This is a genomic window from Pseudochrobactrum mosebachae (assembly GCF_048914685.1).
Classification (GTDB): Bacteria; Pseudomonadota; Alphaproteobacteria; order Rhizobiales; family Rhizobiaceae; genus Pseudochrobactrum.
This window is the reverse complement of record NZ_CP128408.1, coordinates 1,485,363-1,501,304: the sequence shown is the minus strand read 5'-3', so window position 1 is coordinate 1,501,304 and position 15,942 is coordinate 1,485,363. Positions and strand designations below refer to the sequence as shown.

General features: G+C 50.0%; 9 protein-coding genes. All 9 read left to right on the top strand.

Features of this window, described 5'->3' with window-relative positions; genetic code table 11:
- The first annotated feature begins 106 nt into the window (after window positions 1-106).
- The 9 genes from MP213Fo_RS06800 to MP213Fo_RS06760 all read left to right on the top strand — a co-directional run bounded on the left by MP213Fo_RS06800 (window position 107) and on the right by MP213Fo_RS06760 (window position 15,781).
- Window positions 107-2,500, top strand: a complete 2,394-nt coding sequence (locus MP213Fo_RS06800; protein WP_421091052.1) for a DNA translocase FtsK — start codon at window positions 107-109, stop codon at window positions 2,498-2,500.
- Between the two features lie 246 nt (window positions 2,501-2,746).
- Complete coding sequence (locus MP213Fo_RS06795; RefSeq protein WP_421090868.1) at window positions 2,747-2,977, top strand: hypothetical protein; 231 nt, start codon at window positions 2,747-2,749, stop codon at window positions 2,975-2,977.
- Window positions 2,978-3,661: 684 nt separating this feature from the next.
- Window positions 3,662-4,606 (top strand): ubiquinol oxidase subunit II, encoded by a 945-nt coding sequence (gene cyoA, locus MP213Fo_RS06790; RefSeq protein ID WP_421090867.1) that lies wholly within the window; start codon window positions 3,662-3,664, stop codon window positions 4,604-4,606.
- 107 nt (window positions 4,607-4,713) lie between these two features.
- Entirely contained in the window at window positions 4,714-6,699 is a 1,986-nt protein-coding gene (gene cyoB / locus MP213Fo_RS06785; RefSeq protein WP_421090866.1) for a cytochrome o ubiquinol oxidase subunit I, read from the top strand.
- On the top strand, window positions 6,696-7,310 hold the full coding sequence (gene cyoC / locus MP213Fo_RS06780) for a cytochrome o ubiquinol oxidase subunit III (RefSeq protein WP_421090865.1): 615 nt from the start codon (window positions 6,696-6,698) through the stop codon (window positions 7,308-7,310). The genes cyoB and cyoC overlap by 4 nt, the downstream gene beginning before the upstream one ends.
- Window positions 7,307-7,666 carry a cytochrome o ubiquinol oxidase subunit IV gene (gene cyoD / locus MP213Fo_RS06775; RefSeq protein WP_421090864.1) on the top strand — a complete coding sequence of 120 codons (360 nt, stop codon included), beginning with the start codon at window positions 7,307-7,309 and terminating at the stop codon, window positions 7,664-7,666. The genes cyoC and cyoD overlap by 4 nt, the downstream gene beginning before the upstream one ends.
- A 230-nt stretch (window positions 7,667-7,896) precedes the next feature.
- On the top strand, window positions 7,897-8,484 hold the full coding sequence (locus tag MP213Fo_RS06770; protein WP_421090863.1) for an SH3 domain-containing protein: 588 nt from the start codon (window positions 7,897-7,899) through the stop codon (window positions 8,482-8,484).
- A gap of 560 nt (window positions 8,485-9,044) precedes the next feature.
- A complete protein-coding gene (locus MP213Fo_RS06765) occupies window positions 9,045-11,018 on the top strand; it encodes an autotransporter assembly complex protein TamA (protein WP_421091051.1) in 1,974 nt (657 codons plus the stop codon).
- Window positions 11,015-15,781 carry a translocation/assembly module TamB domain-containing protein gene (locus MP213Fo_RS06760; RefSeq protein WP_421090862.1) on the top strand — a complete coding sequence of 1,589 codons (4,767 nt, stop codon included), beginning with the start codon at window positions 11,015-11,017 and terminating at the stop codon, window positions 15,779-15,781. Before MP213Fo_RS06765 ends, MP213Fo_RS06760 begins: the two co-directional genes overlap by 4 nt.
- Window positions 15,782-15,942: the final 161 nt, after the last annotated feature.

Sequence of the window (15,942 nt, the reverse complement as noted above, 5' to 3'; positions counted from 1 at the left end):
TGTTCTTCGTGGTCCTTCAAGCGTCATCGTGGCTGCACGTTTGCGCCTGCCGGTGGTGCCGGTAGCGCCGCATGTGGAAGCTGTTGCGCCTTTGGCCGGTACGGTTATGCAGCCTGTTGTCTCGGTTATACCACAGGCGGAGGTGGTTAAAGCTGTTGTTTCAGAAGTGCCGGCACCTGCCTTGGCGTCTGTTCCTGCCCTGGCGTCTGTTATTGAGCAGGCACCCGTTTCGTCAGAACAGAATGGCCTTGGCTTAAGCCATTTGTCTGATTTTGCTTTCTGGGAATTCGCAGGTTTTCCTGAGGTTATTTCTGAAGCCGCTCCGGCTGCAATTGTGGTGCCTGAGCCGGTTATGGCTGAGGCAGAACAGATTGCTGTTGCTGCACCTGTTGCGCAGGAACCATCCATCCTGACAATGTTCCGCACAGTTGAATGGCGCCCGTCACATGCTGATGAGCCTGCTGCTGAGGCCGCCACACATGAAAGCATGACCAGCGAAACCGCTATCACCTCGGAGCCGGTTGCAGAAATCGTACCAGTCATTGCTCCGGAGGACGTCGCTGCGGCTGAAAATGTGGAACCGCTCGCATCGGCAGCTGTGCAGGCTCCGCTTGGCAATCCGTTTCTGCCGTCTTTCAGCTTTGGCCTTTCAGGCTATCAGCTGAATGCGCAGGCACATTTCGCGTCATCCTTTCTTTCAGTAACAGCACCGGTTACCAGCACAGTATCGACGCCTGAGCCGGTACAGGAAGCTGTGGCCGCCAGTGTTCCGGAAGCTCTGCCGGCCGCTGAAGTTACACCAGAACCGACACCAGTCAGCATCCCTGATGTCGCGCCGGTTGCAGCTGTTGCGCCCGTTACGGTAGCGCCGGTTCAGCCAGCACCGGTTCAGCCAGCACACCGCAATCCGTCTTCATCAATTAACCTGTCGATCTTTTCTCCGACCGCGATTGAAACCGGCACAGTGATGTCTGCGCCCGGCTATGAATATCCGCCACGCGACCTGTTACAGGAGCCGGTTTATAAAGACGGCGCGGTTATCTCGCAGGAAATGTTACAACGCAGTGCTGGTCTTTTGGAGAGTATTCTTGAAGATTTCGGCGTGCGTGGCGAGATCATTCATGTGCGTCCGGGGCCTGTGGTTACTCTTTATGAGTTTGAACCCGCACCTGGTGTTAAATCATCGCGTGTTATTGGCTTGGCTGATGATATTGCCCGCTCGATGTCTGCATTATCGGCGCGTGTTGCGGTGGTGCCGGGACGTAATGTTATTGGTATTGAGCTGCCGAATACAATTCGTGAAACGGTTTATTTCCGTGAGCTGATTGAATCTCCTGCATTTGAAAGCACCAGCCATCGTTTGGCGCTATGCCTTGGTAAAACCATCGGCGGCGAGCCCGTGGTTGCCGAGCTGGCAAAGATGCCGCATCTTTTGGTTGCCGGCACAACCGGCTCCGGCAAATCTGTAGCTATCAACACGATGATCCTGTCGCTGCTCTATCGTTTGAAGCCGGAAGAGTGCCGCCTGATTATGATTGATCCGAAAATGCTGGAACTGTCGATTTATGATGGTATTCCGCATCTTTTGACCCCTGTTGTAACCGATCCAAAAAAGGCTGTTGTAGCTTTGAAATGGACGGTACGCGAAATGGAAGAGCGCTATCGTAAGATGTCGCGTCTGGGTGTGCGTAATATTGACGGTTATAATGCGCGCGCTGCTTCAGCGCGTGAAAAAGGCGAGACTGTAACCTGCACTGTGCAGGCAGGCTTCGACAAGGCAAGTGGTGAGATCCTGTATGAAGAACAGGAAATGGACCTGACACCGATGCCGTATATTGTTATTATCGTCGACGAAATGGCCGATCTGATGATGGTGGCCGGCAAGGAAATCGAAGGCGCAATCCAGCGTCTGGCGCAGATGGCGCGTGCCGCCGGTATCCATTTGATTATGGCCACCCAGCGTCCGTCAGTTGACGTAATTACGGGCACGATTAAAGCCAACTTCCCGACCCGTATTTCGTTTCAGGTAACATCCAAGATTGATAGCCGTACTATTCTGGGTGAGCAGGGTGCCGAGCAATTGTTGGGTCAGGGCGATATGCTGCATATGGCTGGTGGTGGACGTATTGTGCGTGTGCACGGGCCTTTCGTCTCCGATGAGGAGGTCGAAAAGGTGGTGAATCACCTCAAAGAGCAGGGACGTCCTGATTACCTGTCGACCGTTACCGCCGATGAAGATGAAGCGGAAGCGGTTGAGGAGGACAGTGCCGTTTTTGACAAGAGCGATATGGCGTCCGATGATAGCGACGATATGTTTGAAAAGGCAGTTAAAGTTGTCATGCGCGATAAGAAATGCTCGACTTCTTATATCCAGCGCCGGTTGTCGATTGGCTATAACCGTGCGGCTTCTCTGGTGGAGCGTATGGAGCAGGAAGGGCTTGTCGGGCCTGCTAACCATGTGGGTAAGCGCGAAATTATCGGCCAGAATGACGGCATGTAAATAAAATCACTGAAAATTGTGACAGGAAATCGATATCCGCCGAGCAGATATGCTTGGCGGATATTACTTTTTCACGATATTTAATCACCATTATATTGTATATAAGTACGTTATTATATTAAAATTATAATTTATCTTAAACTCAACAACATAAATTGTTTTCTCTTGTAGTGATTGCTTTGTTTATCTATCGTTAACCATATTGAGGCATTCTTCAGATAAGCTCAAAAATGCATGAGGTGGGTTATGCAGCGTTACAGATTTGATCAGAAAACAATTGTAGTGCAGGCGATTGTCGAAATGATCAAGCGCGGTGTACCGGCTGCAGAAATGGATATCTATCTCAGCCGCATGGGGCCTGTGGATCTCGATCTGTTGCAGCAATGTATGGATGAGGTTTATGACTTTATGGCTCAGAATAATGAAAACCAGTATGGCCAGCACTATAGTCAGTCTGGCGAGCGTGCGGTTGCCTGATTACCAATATCAATGCGAAAGCTTGATGTCTGAGACTTAAGGCAATGAAATAATAAATAAATTCTGTCATAATCTTGAAATAATGACTGCGTATACCCATATCAGGTTTAACAAATTCGCCTTACTTTTGACCACGGATGTACTGGCACTGGTTTGAGGCGTTTAATGGAAGGTCGGGACATCCCGGCCTTTTTCATTTTTTAGGCTTTTTATAAGCCGTTAAAAACTCCCGGTTTTATAAAATTACTTTTTAACAAAACATTATGATGCGTTGCTTGTTAGCAGCGTTTTGTGCGCTTAACGCGGAAATGTGATCGAGATTCACCTTGCCGTTAGATGCATTCCTGCTTATAGAAGCCGCAAAACTGCCGGTAAAAGTGAATCGGCAGCAGCAGGTTATGGCAATACCGAACTTGCGCAGATTGCACGGTAATTTACCTGTGAATGGTTTTTTGAAATGTTGCGGAAAGCCATAAAAAGTTGAAATGTGGCTCTTTTTTGTTTATGAGTTTCAGAATTTACCGAAACTACTGTATATTCTTTTATCTCAGTAAGCGTACCGAGATAAATAGTGCAGCATTTCAAAGCGGTTAGGCTGTTTGCATCTTTATTTTACCAGATGAAATGCCTTGATGAATGTTGATATGTGACCTGTCCCGGGTACATTCAAGACGGAAAAATTAAATGAAACATGGATTATTCCGGTCGGCGAGTATCGGTGCTGTGCTGATGCTGACGACAATTCTGGCGGGTTGCCAGCAGGTTATTCTGTCTCCTTCGGGCGCAATTGGCGTTCAGGAACGTGACCTGATTATCTTCGCGACAGTGATTATGTCGTTGATCGTTATTCCGGTAATTATTGTGACACTGTATTTTGCCAATAAATACCGTTCTACTAACAATAACGAATATACACCTGACTGGCACCATTCGAATAAGATTGAAGCCGTCGTGTGGATTATTCCATGCATCGTTGTTGCTGTTCTGGGTTATGTGACATGGATCAAAACCCACGAGCTAGACCCTTATAAAGCGCTGGATCATGCCGCTAAACCTGTAGAGGTTGAAGTTGTGGCTATGAACTGGAAATGGCTGTTTATTTATCCTGAGCAGGGTATCGCTTCAGTAAATGAGCTGGTTGTACCGATTGATCGTCCGCTGAACTTTCGTATCACATCCGGTCATATGATGAATTCGTTCTTCATTCCGGCTCTGGGCGGTCAGGTTTATGCAATGCCGGGTATGCAGTCCAAACTGCATCTGATCGGCAATAAAATCGGCACTTATGCAGGTATTTCTGCAAATTACAGCGGCGCCGGCTTCTCCCAGATGCGTTTTCAGACTCATGTAAAGAATGAGGCGGATTTCGAGGCTTGGGTTGCTGAGGTTCGTACCTCCGACAAAGCACTGAACCGCGCTGGTTATCTCGAGCTCGATAAGCCGACTGAAAAGCACCCTGTTACCCATTATGCATCGACTGAAGCCGGTCTGTTCAGCGCCATTATCGGTCGCTGTGTAGACGGTAAGACCCCGTGCGTCAGTCATGGTGGCGGTAGCGTACAGAAGCTTTCGCCGTTCATTACATCGTCTGTAAACAAAACATCGCCTGCGGAACCAAAACCGAACTGAGCCTGTCTTAACTGACATCTCAGTCGATAAGGTACCGTAATTCTAGGCAGGCCTGCCATTCGCATCTTACTATGCTGAATGGTTTGGCCATTAAAAGTGTAAGAGAAATGTTCGGAAAACTTACCCTAGCGGATATTCCATTCCACGAACCGATTGTTATGGTCACATTGGCCGCAATCGGTCTCGGCGGTCTGTCTCTGCTCGCAGCGATCACCTATTTTGGTAAATGGGGTGTGCTGTGGAGAGACTGGCTGACCACAGTTGATCATAAGCGCGTCGGTATCATGTATATCGTTCTCGCCCTTGTTATGCTGTTTCGCGGCTTCTCGGATGCCGTGATGATGCGTGCCCAGCAGGCTATGGCTTCTGGCGCCAATGAAGGCTTTTTGCCACCGGATCATTATGACCAGATCTTCACGGCCCATGGCGTGATCATGATCTTTTTCGTAGCGATGCCGTTTATCGTCGGTCTGATGAACTTTGCTGTTCCTTTGCAAATCGGCGCACGCGACGTGGCGTTCCCGTATCTCAACAGCTTAAGCTTCTGGCTGACTGTTGCCGGTGCGATCCTGATCAACGTTTCGCTCGGTATCGGTGAATTCGCCAAAACCGGCTGGCTGGCTTATCCGCCGCTTTCCGGAATTGAATACAGCCCCGGCGTTGGCGTTGATTATTATCTCTGGGCTCTGCAGATATCCGGTATGGGTACGCTGTTATCCGGTGTGAACCTGATCGCAACCATCATTAAAATGCGCGCTCCCGGCATGACAATGATGAAGATTCCGGTTTTCACCTGGACTGCACTCTGCTCGAATATTCTGATTGTTGCTTCTTTCCCGATCCTGACCGTAACACTGGCATTGTTGCTCCTCGACCGTTATTTGGGCATGCATTTCTTCACCAGTGATTTCGGTGGCAACCCGATGATGTATATCAACCTCATCTGGATCTGGGGTCACCCTGAAGTTTACATTCTTGTCCTGCCTTGCTTTGGTGTTTTCTCTGAAATCATCGCAACTTTCTCCGGCAAGCGTCTGTTCGGTTATGCATCGATGGTCTATGCGACTGTTGCCATTACCGTGCTGTCGTTCCTCGTCTGGGCGCACCACTTCTTCACAATGGGGGGCGGTGCCTCTGTTAACGCCTTCTTCGGCGTGGCGACGATGATTATTTCGATCCCGACCGGTGCGAAAGTGTTCAACTGGCTGTTCACAATGTATAAAGGCCGCGTGCGTATGGAAACGCCGGTGCTGTGGACAATCGGCTTTATGTGTACCTTTGTGGTTGGCGGTATGACCGGTGTTATGCTGGCTATTCCACCGGCAGATTTCGTGCTGCACAACTCCGTATTCCTGATTGCGCATTTCCATAATGTGATCATTTCAGGTGTATTGTTCGGTTGTTTTGCCGGTTTCATCTATTGGTTCCCGAAAGCATTCGGTTTCCGTCTTGATGAACGCTGGGGCAAGCGCGCTTTCTGGTGCTGGCTGACAGGCTTCATCCTTGCCTTCATGCCGCTCTATATTCTCGGCTTCATGGGCATGACCCGTCGTATCAACCACACAGAAAATCCTGAATGGCAGATCTATCTGGTCGTTGCAGCGATTGGTGCAGCGATTATTTTGCTGGGTATTGTGTGTCAGGTTCTGCAGATTCTGGTTTCGATCCGTAACCGTGAACAGCTGCGCGATAACAATGGTGATACATGGGAAAACGGCCGTACCCTTGAATGGGCGCTGTCATCGCCTGCACCTTTCTACAATTTCTCGGAAACACCTGTCATTCAGGATGTGGATGCTTACTGGGATATGAAGAAACGCGGCGTGGCGCGCAGAACCGAAAATTTCAAGCCTATCCATATGCCGCGCAATACCGGTACCGGCTTTATCATTGGTATGGTTTCTGTGGTGCTTGGTTTTGCCTGTGTCTGGCATATCTGGTGGCTCGCCATCACAGCCGGTCTGGCAATCATCGCCATCAGCATCATTCATTCCTTTAATAATAACCGCGACTACTATGTCACTGCTGAAGAAGTGAAGCGCATCGAAGATGCGCGTACATTGCTGCTGCAGTCTTCAGGAGTTAAGCTATGAGTGCTGCCGTAACGCACACCCATGATCATGAGGATGATCACGAACATCACGATTCACGCGGCACGACAATGATCGGCTTCTGGATCTATCTGATGAGTGACTGCATTCTCTTTGCCGGTCTCTTTGCTACCTATGCAGTCCTCTCGCGTTCATACGCGGGCGGACCAACCGGCTGGGAACTGTTCGATTTGCAATTTGTTGCGGTTGAAACAGCTCTGCTGCTGGTATCCAGCCTGACCTATGGTCTGGCGATGATTGCTATGGCACAGAAAAAGCAAGCTGTGATGCTGCGCTGGATCATGGCAACCTTTATGCTGGGCGCAACCTTTCTGGCGATGGAAATCTATGAGTTCTATCACATGATTGAAATTGGCGCGGGTCCTGGCCGTTCAGCCTTCTTGTCGGCATTCTTTGTATTGGTCGGCACGCATGGCCTGCATATCCTGACTGGTCTGATCTGGATTGTTGTGCTGGTGTGTCAGGTTCTGCGCTCCGGTCTGACAGAAGCCAACCAGACACGTCTGATGTGCCTCAGCCTGTTCTGGCACTTTCTTGATGTGGTCTGGATTGGTGTCTTCTCGATTGTTTATCTGATGGGAGTTCTGGCATGAGTTCCGCGCATTCTGTAAAAACTGAAGCTTCAAGCAGTGAAGCCAAGAACTACGTTATCGGCTTCATCCTTGCTGTTATCCTGACTGCCATTCCTTTTGGTGTGGTGATGGGGCAGTATTTTGATACCACTACAACCGTTGCCATTATTATGGCTTTCGGTGCAGTGCAGATGATCGTTCATCTGGTGTATTTTCTGCATATGGATTCGAAATCAGAGGGTGGCTGGACCTTGCTTGCACTGCTATTCACTGTGCTGATTTTGGCAATCGTGTTGATTGGCTCGCTGTGGATCATGTATCATCTGGCGATTAATATGATGGAAGTCACACCTGAGGCTGCCCGCGCATTGCCGTAAAGCAATGGATTGTTCAGGGTAAATTATCTTGAATATAAAGAGGGTATACATTCTGATAAGAGTGGAAAACGGCACTGTAATAACAGTGCCGTTTTTTATTATAATAATTTTTTATTGTATATAGTAATTTTTCTCTTTATTGTTTGCTTAATATTGCTGATGTATTATTATTTTGAATGACTTTGTATTTGAAGTTTCTTTAATTAATCAATTTATTAATGGTGGGTTGTATGAAAATAACTTATCGTAATATTTTATACTTGTTTAATAATAAAATTATCAAAAGCAAGACTATGGTTGCTGCGGCTTCCGGTGCGTTTTTGTTGCTGGGTGCAGGTGCTGTGGAGGCGCAAACCGCAGCGGTGTCTCAGACTGTCAATTTACGGCAGGGTCCAGGCATCAATTATGCACGCATTGCGGCTTTGCCGCGGGGTGTTAGCGTTCATATTGATACATGTCGTGGTGGCTGGTGTCAGGTGCGGAGCAGTTGGGGGCTGGGCTGGGTTAGTGGCCGTTATCTGCTGCGCGGTAATGCTGGTTCTAATTATGTGCCAGGCGGCGGCGCTTACCCGCGCCCTCAGACTCAAATTTACTTCGGACTCAATGTCGGGCGGAATTATTGGGATTATGATCCTTATTATCGTCCGTATTACCCGCATTACTGGCCTGGCTACCGTCCACATTACTGGCCCGGTTATCGCCCTTATCATCCGGGCTATCGCCCGTATCCGGGGCGCGGAGGGGGGTGGAACCCGCATTGGGGCGTAGGACCTGCGCGTATGCCATTTAAGAGCGGGCCTCAGAACCGGCGCCGTTAAGGCTGCTGCCTGTAACGACTATCTGTAGCACTATGGCTATGCTGTGTCTTTCGCGGCATAGCCAGCACTATATGCGTTGTTTTTGCATCAGTGCGAATCCCTTGCATATCAGGCTTGTTCAGGGCGTCGAATTTTGCGTATGGGCAGGGTGTCTTAACTGTTGCTACGCGCTCCATATGATCACTTTTTGCATCAATATTTATTCGTCGCGTTATAATCTTTTTGTATCTCAGTGAAGATTTGCCCACTGTTTCTGAGCTGTGAAAGCCGATATTGTCATTAAAATCAAAAGCTTAAATGTTTTGAATTTTCTCGTCGGCATGTAACAGAAGCGCGTAGGGGTGTCTGATTTTTGCAAGTATGCTTTCTGAAGAAGGGATTTTAAATATTTGTTTAGGTAAAGGAAAAGCGAAATTAATATCTTATTAAGTATAAATTTTAAAAAATCAGTGTGAGCTTTAGGGTAATACTCTCGCTTAAGTTAATCGTTAGGCATTGCCCGAAGGGTGGATCGGGCCGGCCGCTGTAAGATGTATATTGACCAGCTTGAATTGGATGATATGCAGGTAATACACTTAAGGAGAGCCCCAATCCGTAAAGTCAGCACCCTCCTGCTGTTCACTGCGCTGCTGCCTGTTACGGTGGCCGCGCCTGCGCATGCTTTTGAGCTTTTTGGCATTAAACTCTGGGGCAAAGACAAGGTTGAAGACGCTGATGCTGTCATCGCCGAGCCTAAGCGCTATAAAGTAGAAGTTTCCGGTCTGGGCGACCGTACCAATAAAGATGGCAGCGCTGCCGATGTTGAGGCTCTGGTTAAGGGCTCCTCAAGGCTGTTTGCCGATGAAGATAAACCTGCATCCGGTTCTGGCGGGCTGCTTGCCAAGGCACGCGGCGACTATCGCCGTATTTTGATGACGCTTTATGGTGAGGGCCGCTATGGCGGTACCATCAGCATTAAAGTTGACGGACGAGAAGCTGCTGATCTGGCGCCTGATACTGAGCTGCCTGACACATCACAAATCGTGATCACAGTTGATCCGGGGCCACAATTCCTGTTTGCGCGCACCAGTATTAATGAAATGGCGCCGCCAACTGATAACCGTTATGATCAGGTGCCAGCGCCAGAAAAGGCTGGCTTTAAAGATGGTGAAATCGCCAAATCCGGTGTGATCATTAAAGCTGAGCGGTTGGCTATTGATGCCTGGCGCCAGCAGGGTTATGCCAAGGCTAAAGTAACCCGCGAAGACGTTGTCGCTGATCATGCCGGCAATACTGTGAGTGTTGATATCGGTGTAGAGCCGGGACGCCTTGCACATTACGGTACCGTGCGAGTGCAGGGCACTGCGCGTATGGATCCTGAATTTGTAGCCTATATGACCGATCTGAAGCCTGGTCAGGAATATGATCCGGACGATATTGAGCGTGCACGCCGCCGCTTGGCACGCCTTGATGTTTTCCGCTCCACCTCTATTCAGGAAGCACAGGAAATCAACCGCGACGGCATTTTGCCGATTGATCTCGTGGTGCAGGAGCGCAAACCGCGCCGCTTTGGTGTGGGTGCCAATTATTCCACACTGGATGGTGCCGGCGCTGAAGCATTCTGGATGCATCGCAATCTGTTTGGCAAAGCTGAACGCTTGCGCTTTGATGCCAAGGTCAACGGTGTCGGCGGCTCACAGGACGGTTCATTTAATCCGAAAAATTTTGGTTATTTGCTTGGCACCACATTTAGCAAACCCGGCGTTTTCACACCGGATACCGATTTTGTGGCGGGCTTGAACGCCAAGCGTGAAGTGCTGGATAATTATACTGAGACCTCGTTTAATGGTCAGACTGGTTTTACCCATATTTTCAATGAAGAATTAAGCGGACGATTGTTTGCCAATGTTTCTTACGGACAGTTTGATGACGACTATTATGGCAAACGTGAATTTTTCACGGTTGGCATGCTGGGCGGCGTTTTGCTGGATAAGCGTGATAATAAAACCAATGCTACGTCCGGCTATTATGCTGAAGGCGTGATCGAGCCGTTTTATGAAATCCGAAACGGTAGCATGGCTGGCAAATTCACCGCAGAAGGCCGTGGCTATTACGGCTTTGGTGCAGATAATCGTTTCGTGTTGGCAGGCCGCGTTAAAGTCGGCTCCATTGTTGGTGCTGATATGAGTGATCTGCCGCCGGATAAAGTATTTTTTGCCGGAGGCGGTGGCTCTGTGCGTGGTTATGCCTATCGCAGTATCGGCGTTAACAAGCCGGGGGATAAAGTTATCGGCGGGCGCTCGCTGATGGAAATGTCCGGTGAGGTCCGTACAAAAGTCACCGATAGTATCGGCGTGGTTGGTTTCGTTGATGGCGGATATGTCGGGGAGGAGTCTTATCCGGACTTTGCGGAGAACCTGCGTTTGGGGGCAGGTGCCGGATTGCGTTATGATACCAGTCTGGGACCCATCCGTTTTGACGTTGCCGTGCCGCTTAACCGTGGCAAGGGCGACTCAAGTTTTGCATTCTATGTCGGCATAGGACAGGCGTTTTGAACCGTTTTCTGAGCTTGGTAGCCACTTTCCTCATCATTCTTCCTCTCGGGATTTATCTCGGGGCATCACTGCTGCCTACAGGTGCAGATAGTGTAACTTCGCCTGCAACAAGCCAGAGCAATCCCGCTGCTTTGGCGGATGGCTCTCAACCACCGGCTGAGGCTGCATCACCGGATGCTGAAGAAGAAAAGTCCTATTTCCTGTCATTTATTGAAGAAAAGCTCTCTGCACCAAACCGTAAGATCAGCATTTCCGGTATTGAGGGTGTACTATCATCTGAAGCAAAAGTCGGTTTGATCACAGTTGCTGACCGTGAGGGTGTTTGGCTGCGTATTAATGATGCGCAGCTGGTATGGAGCCGTCTGGCACTGCTGCGCGGCCGTTTGAGTGTTGATACATTAACGGCTAAGCAGGTTGAGTTTATCCGCACACCTTTGCCGGATGAGGGCCTGCCATCACCCGAGGCAGGTGGTTTTTCGCTGCCGGAACTGCCTTTGGCAATTTTGCTTGGCGAGTTGAATATTGAGCATCTCAAATTTGGCCAGCAGGTGTTTGGACTGCAATCAGATGTCGCCTTGAAGGGCAATCTGACGCTTGAAGACGGCTCGTTGCAATCACTATTTGATATCACCCGCCTCGATGGTCCGGGCGGTACAATGAAGCTGAAGGCTAATTATGCCAATGCGGATCAGAAGCTGGATCTGGATTTGAAGCTGGTTGAACCGGCAAATGGTATTGCTGCCAACCTGTTGAATATTGAGGGCAAGCCGCCGGTTGAGCTGGCGTTGAGCGGCGCCGGAAAACTGGATGATCTGCAGCTTGATCTGAAGCTTGATGCCGATAGCCAGCGTATTCTGACCGGTGTTCTGACCTTGAACCGCAGCAGCGATGGGGCTGTTAGCGGTCGCGTGTTTAATGCAGATGTCAAAGGGCCTATCGCGGCGCTGGTCCCGGAAAAATTCCGTGATTTCTTTGGCGCGACCTCGAGTTTTGCAGCCAATGGCCTGATCAAGGATGGCGGTGGTTTCCGTCTGGATAATTTAAACCTGTCGAATGCTGCGCTGAATGTGAAGGCTAAGGCGGAAACTGCAAGTGACGGCTTTTTAACACGCCTGAATTTGGATGCGCTGATTGCGGATCAGGATAAAAGCCGCGTGATTTTGCCAGTCAGCGGCGGTCAGACATCGCTGGCTTCAGCCCGTTTGACATTGGATTATGGTGATCAGAACGCCAATGCATGGACCGGTAAACTGCTGATTGATGCTTTGCAGGCTGGTGATGTGTCTGCACAAAACGTGGCGATGAATATGGGCGGCGCTGCTGAAAACTTAGCCGATGCGCTAAACCGCCATATCAGTTTCAAAGTTGATGGTAATGTAACCGGCATTAGTGCCAAACAGCCCGACCTTGCACAGGCGCTTGGAGAGCGCATTGACCTCGATATTTTAGGTGACTGGCGCGCCGGCACGCCGGTGCAGCTTGAGAAAGTGCAGCTGACGGGTAATGGTCTGAGTGCTGCATTAAAAGGTGCGATTGATAAATTCATCTACACCGGCGATATCCAGTTGCAAGCCGATAGTTTAATGCCGTTCTCAGCGCTGGCAGACCGCTCTTTGGCAGGCAGTCTTGATCTGAAGGCCAGTGGCACGGTTGCTATGCTGACCGGTGGTTTTGATCTGACGCTGGATGGTACAGCTGAAAATATTAAAACCGGTACTGATATTGCTGATCGCATTATCAATGGCCGCTCGCAATTGAGCGGTGGGCTTGCACGATCTGAAAACGGATTTACAGCCCGCCAGTTCCGTATTGGCAATACAGCCAATGCTGTTACAGCCAATGGTACCTTCTCCAGTAAAGATGCTGATTTTGATTTTGGTGTTGAAATTGGTGACATTGCAGACTTGTCTGAAAAAGCATCTGGTCCCTTATCGCTGAAGGGCAGTGCACGCGGTACGGACAGCCGCATTGCGCTGGCAGCCCGTGCTACCTTACCCACCGGCTCGCTCGAAGGTCGTAAACTCAATGACGGCGTGTTTGATTTTAACGGCTTGATGGATGGCTCTGATCCGAAAGTTCCTGCCTCTTTGAGCGGGTTACTGAATGGCGCGGCATTCCTCGGCGGCGATAGAATTGATCTCTCTGGCAGTATCATGCTGGACGAGCAGGGCAAGCGTTTGAATGACCTTAACTTCGTGGCCGGTGGTGCGCGTGTTAGCGGTAATTTAAATATTGCTGATAAAAATTTGCTGGCTGGACGCCTGAAAGTTGATGCGCCGGATATTTCGACTGCAGCGGCGCTGTTCCTGACCAAAGCCACAGGTGCCGTGAATGCGGATATCGACCTGTCCTATGAAAATGAACGCCAGAACGCTGTTGTTAAAGCCGATATCCGTAATCTGAATATTGATGGCAATGCGATTGCGCAAGCAGATGTGAATGCCACGCTTGCAGACCTGTTTAATGTGCCGGTGGTTGACGGCATGGTTACAGCGCGGGCAATTCGTACCGGGGCGTTCGAGATTAACAGCATTGATGCTACAGCGCGCGCAGAAGGCAGCAAAACTGTTTTTCAGGCGGCAACTGATCTGAAAAACGGCACGAAAATCAATGTTGACGGCGCTCTTGAGCCGCAGGGTGACGGCTTGCTGTTGTCGCTGGTGAATGCTGACTTACGTCAGGGCACAATGGTTACCAAGTTGGTGCAGCCTGCGTCACTGGCACTCAAAGGCAGCGATGTTACGTTTAATAATCTCATTATGCAGGTGGGTGAAGGCCGTCTGAGCCTGAACGGTGCGCTGGCTGAGCGTTTCAATCTGGATGTGAAGCTTGATAATCTGCCACTTGCCGTTGCCAACAGCATTCAGCCGCAACTCGGCCTTGGTGGTACGGTAAATGGTCAGGCGAAAGTATCCGGTTCGCGCGCCGAGCCTGATGTTACATTTGATATTGCTGCACGTGATGTGATTGCCCGCCAAACCCGCGAAATGGGTATTGGCGTGCTCAATGCCACTGCCAAAGGCACATCAACCCAAAACCGTCTGAAGGTTGATAGTCGCATCACCGGTGGTAACGGGCTGGACACGCGCATAAACGGCTTTGTGCCCCTTGGTACAGATAAAGCAGCGGGTGCACTGGATGTGAATGTCGAGCTGGCCAATCTGCCGCTCGCATTGCTCAATGGTGTCGTCAAGGATCAAAATCTGGGCGGCAATGTTACCGGTACAGCAAAAATCACCGGTGCGCTGGCCAATCCTGCGGCTGAGTTTAATTTGAATGGTCGCAGTCTGACAGCCAAGCCGCTGATAGAAACCGGATTGGCGCCGCTCAGCCTTAAAGCATCCGGCCGTTATGCCGATAAAGTGGTCAATATTGGCTCTCTGGCCGTTGACGGTCCACAAAATCTGAGTGTGACGGCACAAGGTCGCGTGCCTTTGGCCGGTTCCGGTTTAGGCATTGATGTGACAGGCCAGATTCCTCTGGCGCTGGCAAACCGTTTTCTTGCTGACCGCGGGGCGCAGGCCACCGGTACGCTGGCACTCACAGCCAATGTCAGCGGTGCATTTGATAATCCGCAAATCCGCGGCATGTTCTCAACCAGCGGTGCACAGATCATTGATCCGGAAACCAATATCCGTCTCAACAATATTACTATCAATGGCAGCATGGATGGACAGACAATCCGCTTGCGCAATGCCAATGCTGCGCTGTCGACCGGTGGTTCAATCGATGCGGGTGGTACAATCTCAATCAACGCCGCGCAGAATTTTCCGGCAGATTTGCGGATCAACTTTAACAAGGCACGCTATAGTGACGGTTCGATGGTTGTCGCAACCATTAATGGCGGCCTGACCATTACCGGCGGGCTGCTGCGCGATCCGTTGATTGCCGGTAAAATTGATATTGATCGTGCTGAAATTACTGTGCCTGAAAGCTTCGGCGGTGCTGGCAGCAATCTGGATGTCCGCCATGTTCATACACCGGCTGCAGTGTTGATGACATTACAGCGCGCCAAAGTTGTGGAGCGTGCCAAAGGCAGTATGCCTGTGCCAAGTGCACGGCCTTCTGTGCCGCAGCTCGATGTACGGGTGATTGCTCCAAACCAGATTTTTGTGCGTGGCCGTGGGCTGGATACGGAATTGGGTGGTGCGGTGCGTCTCACGGGTCCTGTAACGGATATCAAGCCGGTTGGCGGATTTGAGCTGTTGCGTGGTCGTCTGGATATTCTGACCCAGCGTGTCACCTTTGATGAGGGACGCGTGACGCTGATCGGCGATATGAACCCGCAGCTTTATTTCGTTGCTCGTACTGACGGTGGCGATATTACTGTGCTGGTCACTGTGCAGGGCACTGTCGATAATCCGGATATTAAATTTTCATCAGAACCCGAATTGCCACAGGATGAAGTGCTGGCACGCCTGATCTTCAAGCGCTCGATCTCTGAACTGTCTGCTTTCCAGATAGCGCAGCTGGCAGCAGCGGCGGCAGAATTGGCGGGCGGTAAAAACGCTAACCTGCTCGGCGCTCTGCGTCAGGGCGTAGGGCTTGATGATCTGGATGTGGTAACCGACAGTCAGGGTAATGCAGCAGTGCGTGCCGGTAGTTATATCCGTGATAATATTTATCTTGGTGTTGAAGCCAGTGGTGTTGATGGCACCAAGGGCACGATCAATATGGATATTACACGCAACCTGAAAGCCAAAGGCTCTGTTGGCAGCAATGGCGATTCCGGCATGGGTGTGTTCTATGAAAAAGATTATTAATCACGATCATAACTGCTGAGATAATCGGTTTTCACTAAAAGCGTCAGGCTCGTATTTATGATACGGGCCTGACGCTTTATTGCTTATGGTAAACGAAGTTTTTCCGAATTTAATGAATTTTCAACCATGCGGGCGCACACTCATGCATCAGAGTTGAATTT

What these genes read in the sequence shown, in the direction of transcription:
- MP213Fo_RS06800 (WP_421091052.1), top strand. Translation starts at nt 107, where the DNA reads ATGCAGCCTGTTGTCTCGGTTATACCACAGGCGGAGGTGGTTAAAGCT.
- MP213Fo_RS06795 (WP_421090868.1), top strand. Translation starts at nt 2,747, where the DNA reads ATGCAGCGTTACAGATTTGATCAGAAAACAATTGTAGTGCAGGCGATT.
- cyoA (WP_421090867.1), top strand. Translation starts at nt 3,662, where the DNA reads ATGAAACATGGATTATTCCGGTCGGCGAGTATCGGTGCTGTGCTGATG.
- cyoB (WP_421090866.1), top strand. Translation starts at nt 4,714, where the DNA reads ATGTTCGGAAAACTTACCCTAGCGGATATTCCATTCCACGAACCGATT.
- cyoC (WP_421090865.1), top strand. Translation starts at nt 6,696, where the DNA reads ATGAGTGCTGCCGTAACGCACACCCATGATCATGAGGATGATCACGAA.
- cyoD (WP_421090864.1), top strand. Translation starts at nt 7,307, where the DNA reads ATGAGTTCCGCGCATTCTGTAAAAACTGAAGCTTCAAGCAGTGAAGCC.
- MP213Fo_RS06770 (WP_421090863.1), top strand. Translation starts at nt 7,897, where the DNA reads ATGAAAATAACTTATCGTAATATTTTATACTTGTTTAATAATAAAATT.
- MP213Fo_RS06765 (WP_421091051.1), top strand. Translation starts at nt 9,045, where the DNA reads ATGCAGGTAATACACTTAAGGAGAGCCCCAATCCGTAAAGTCAGCACC.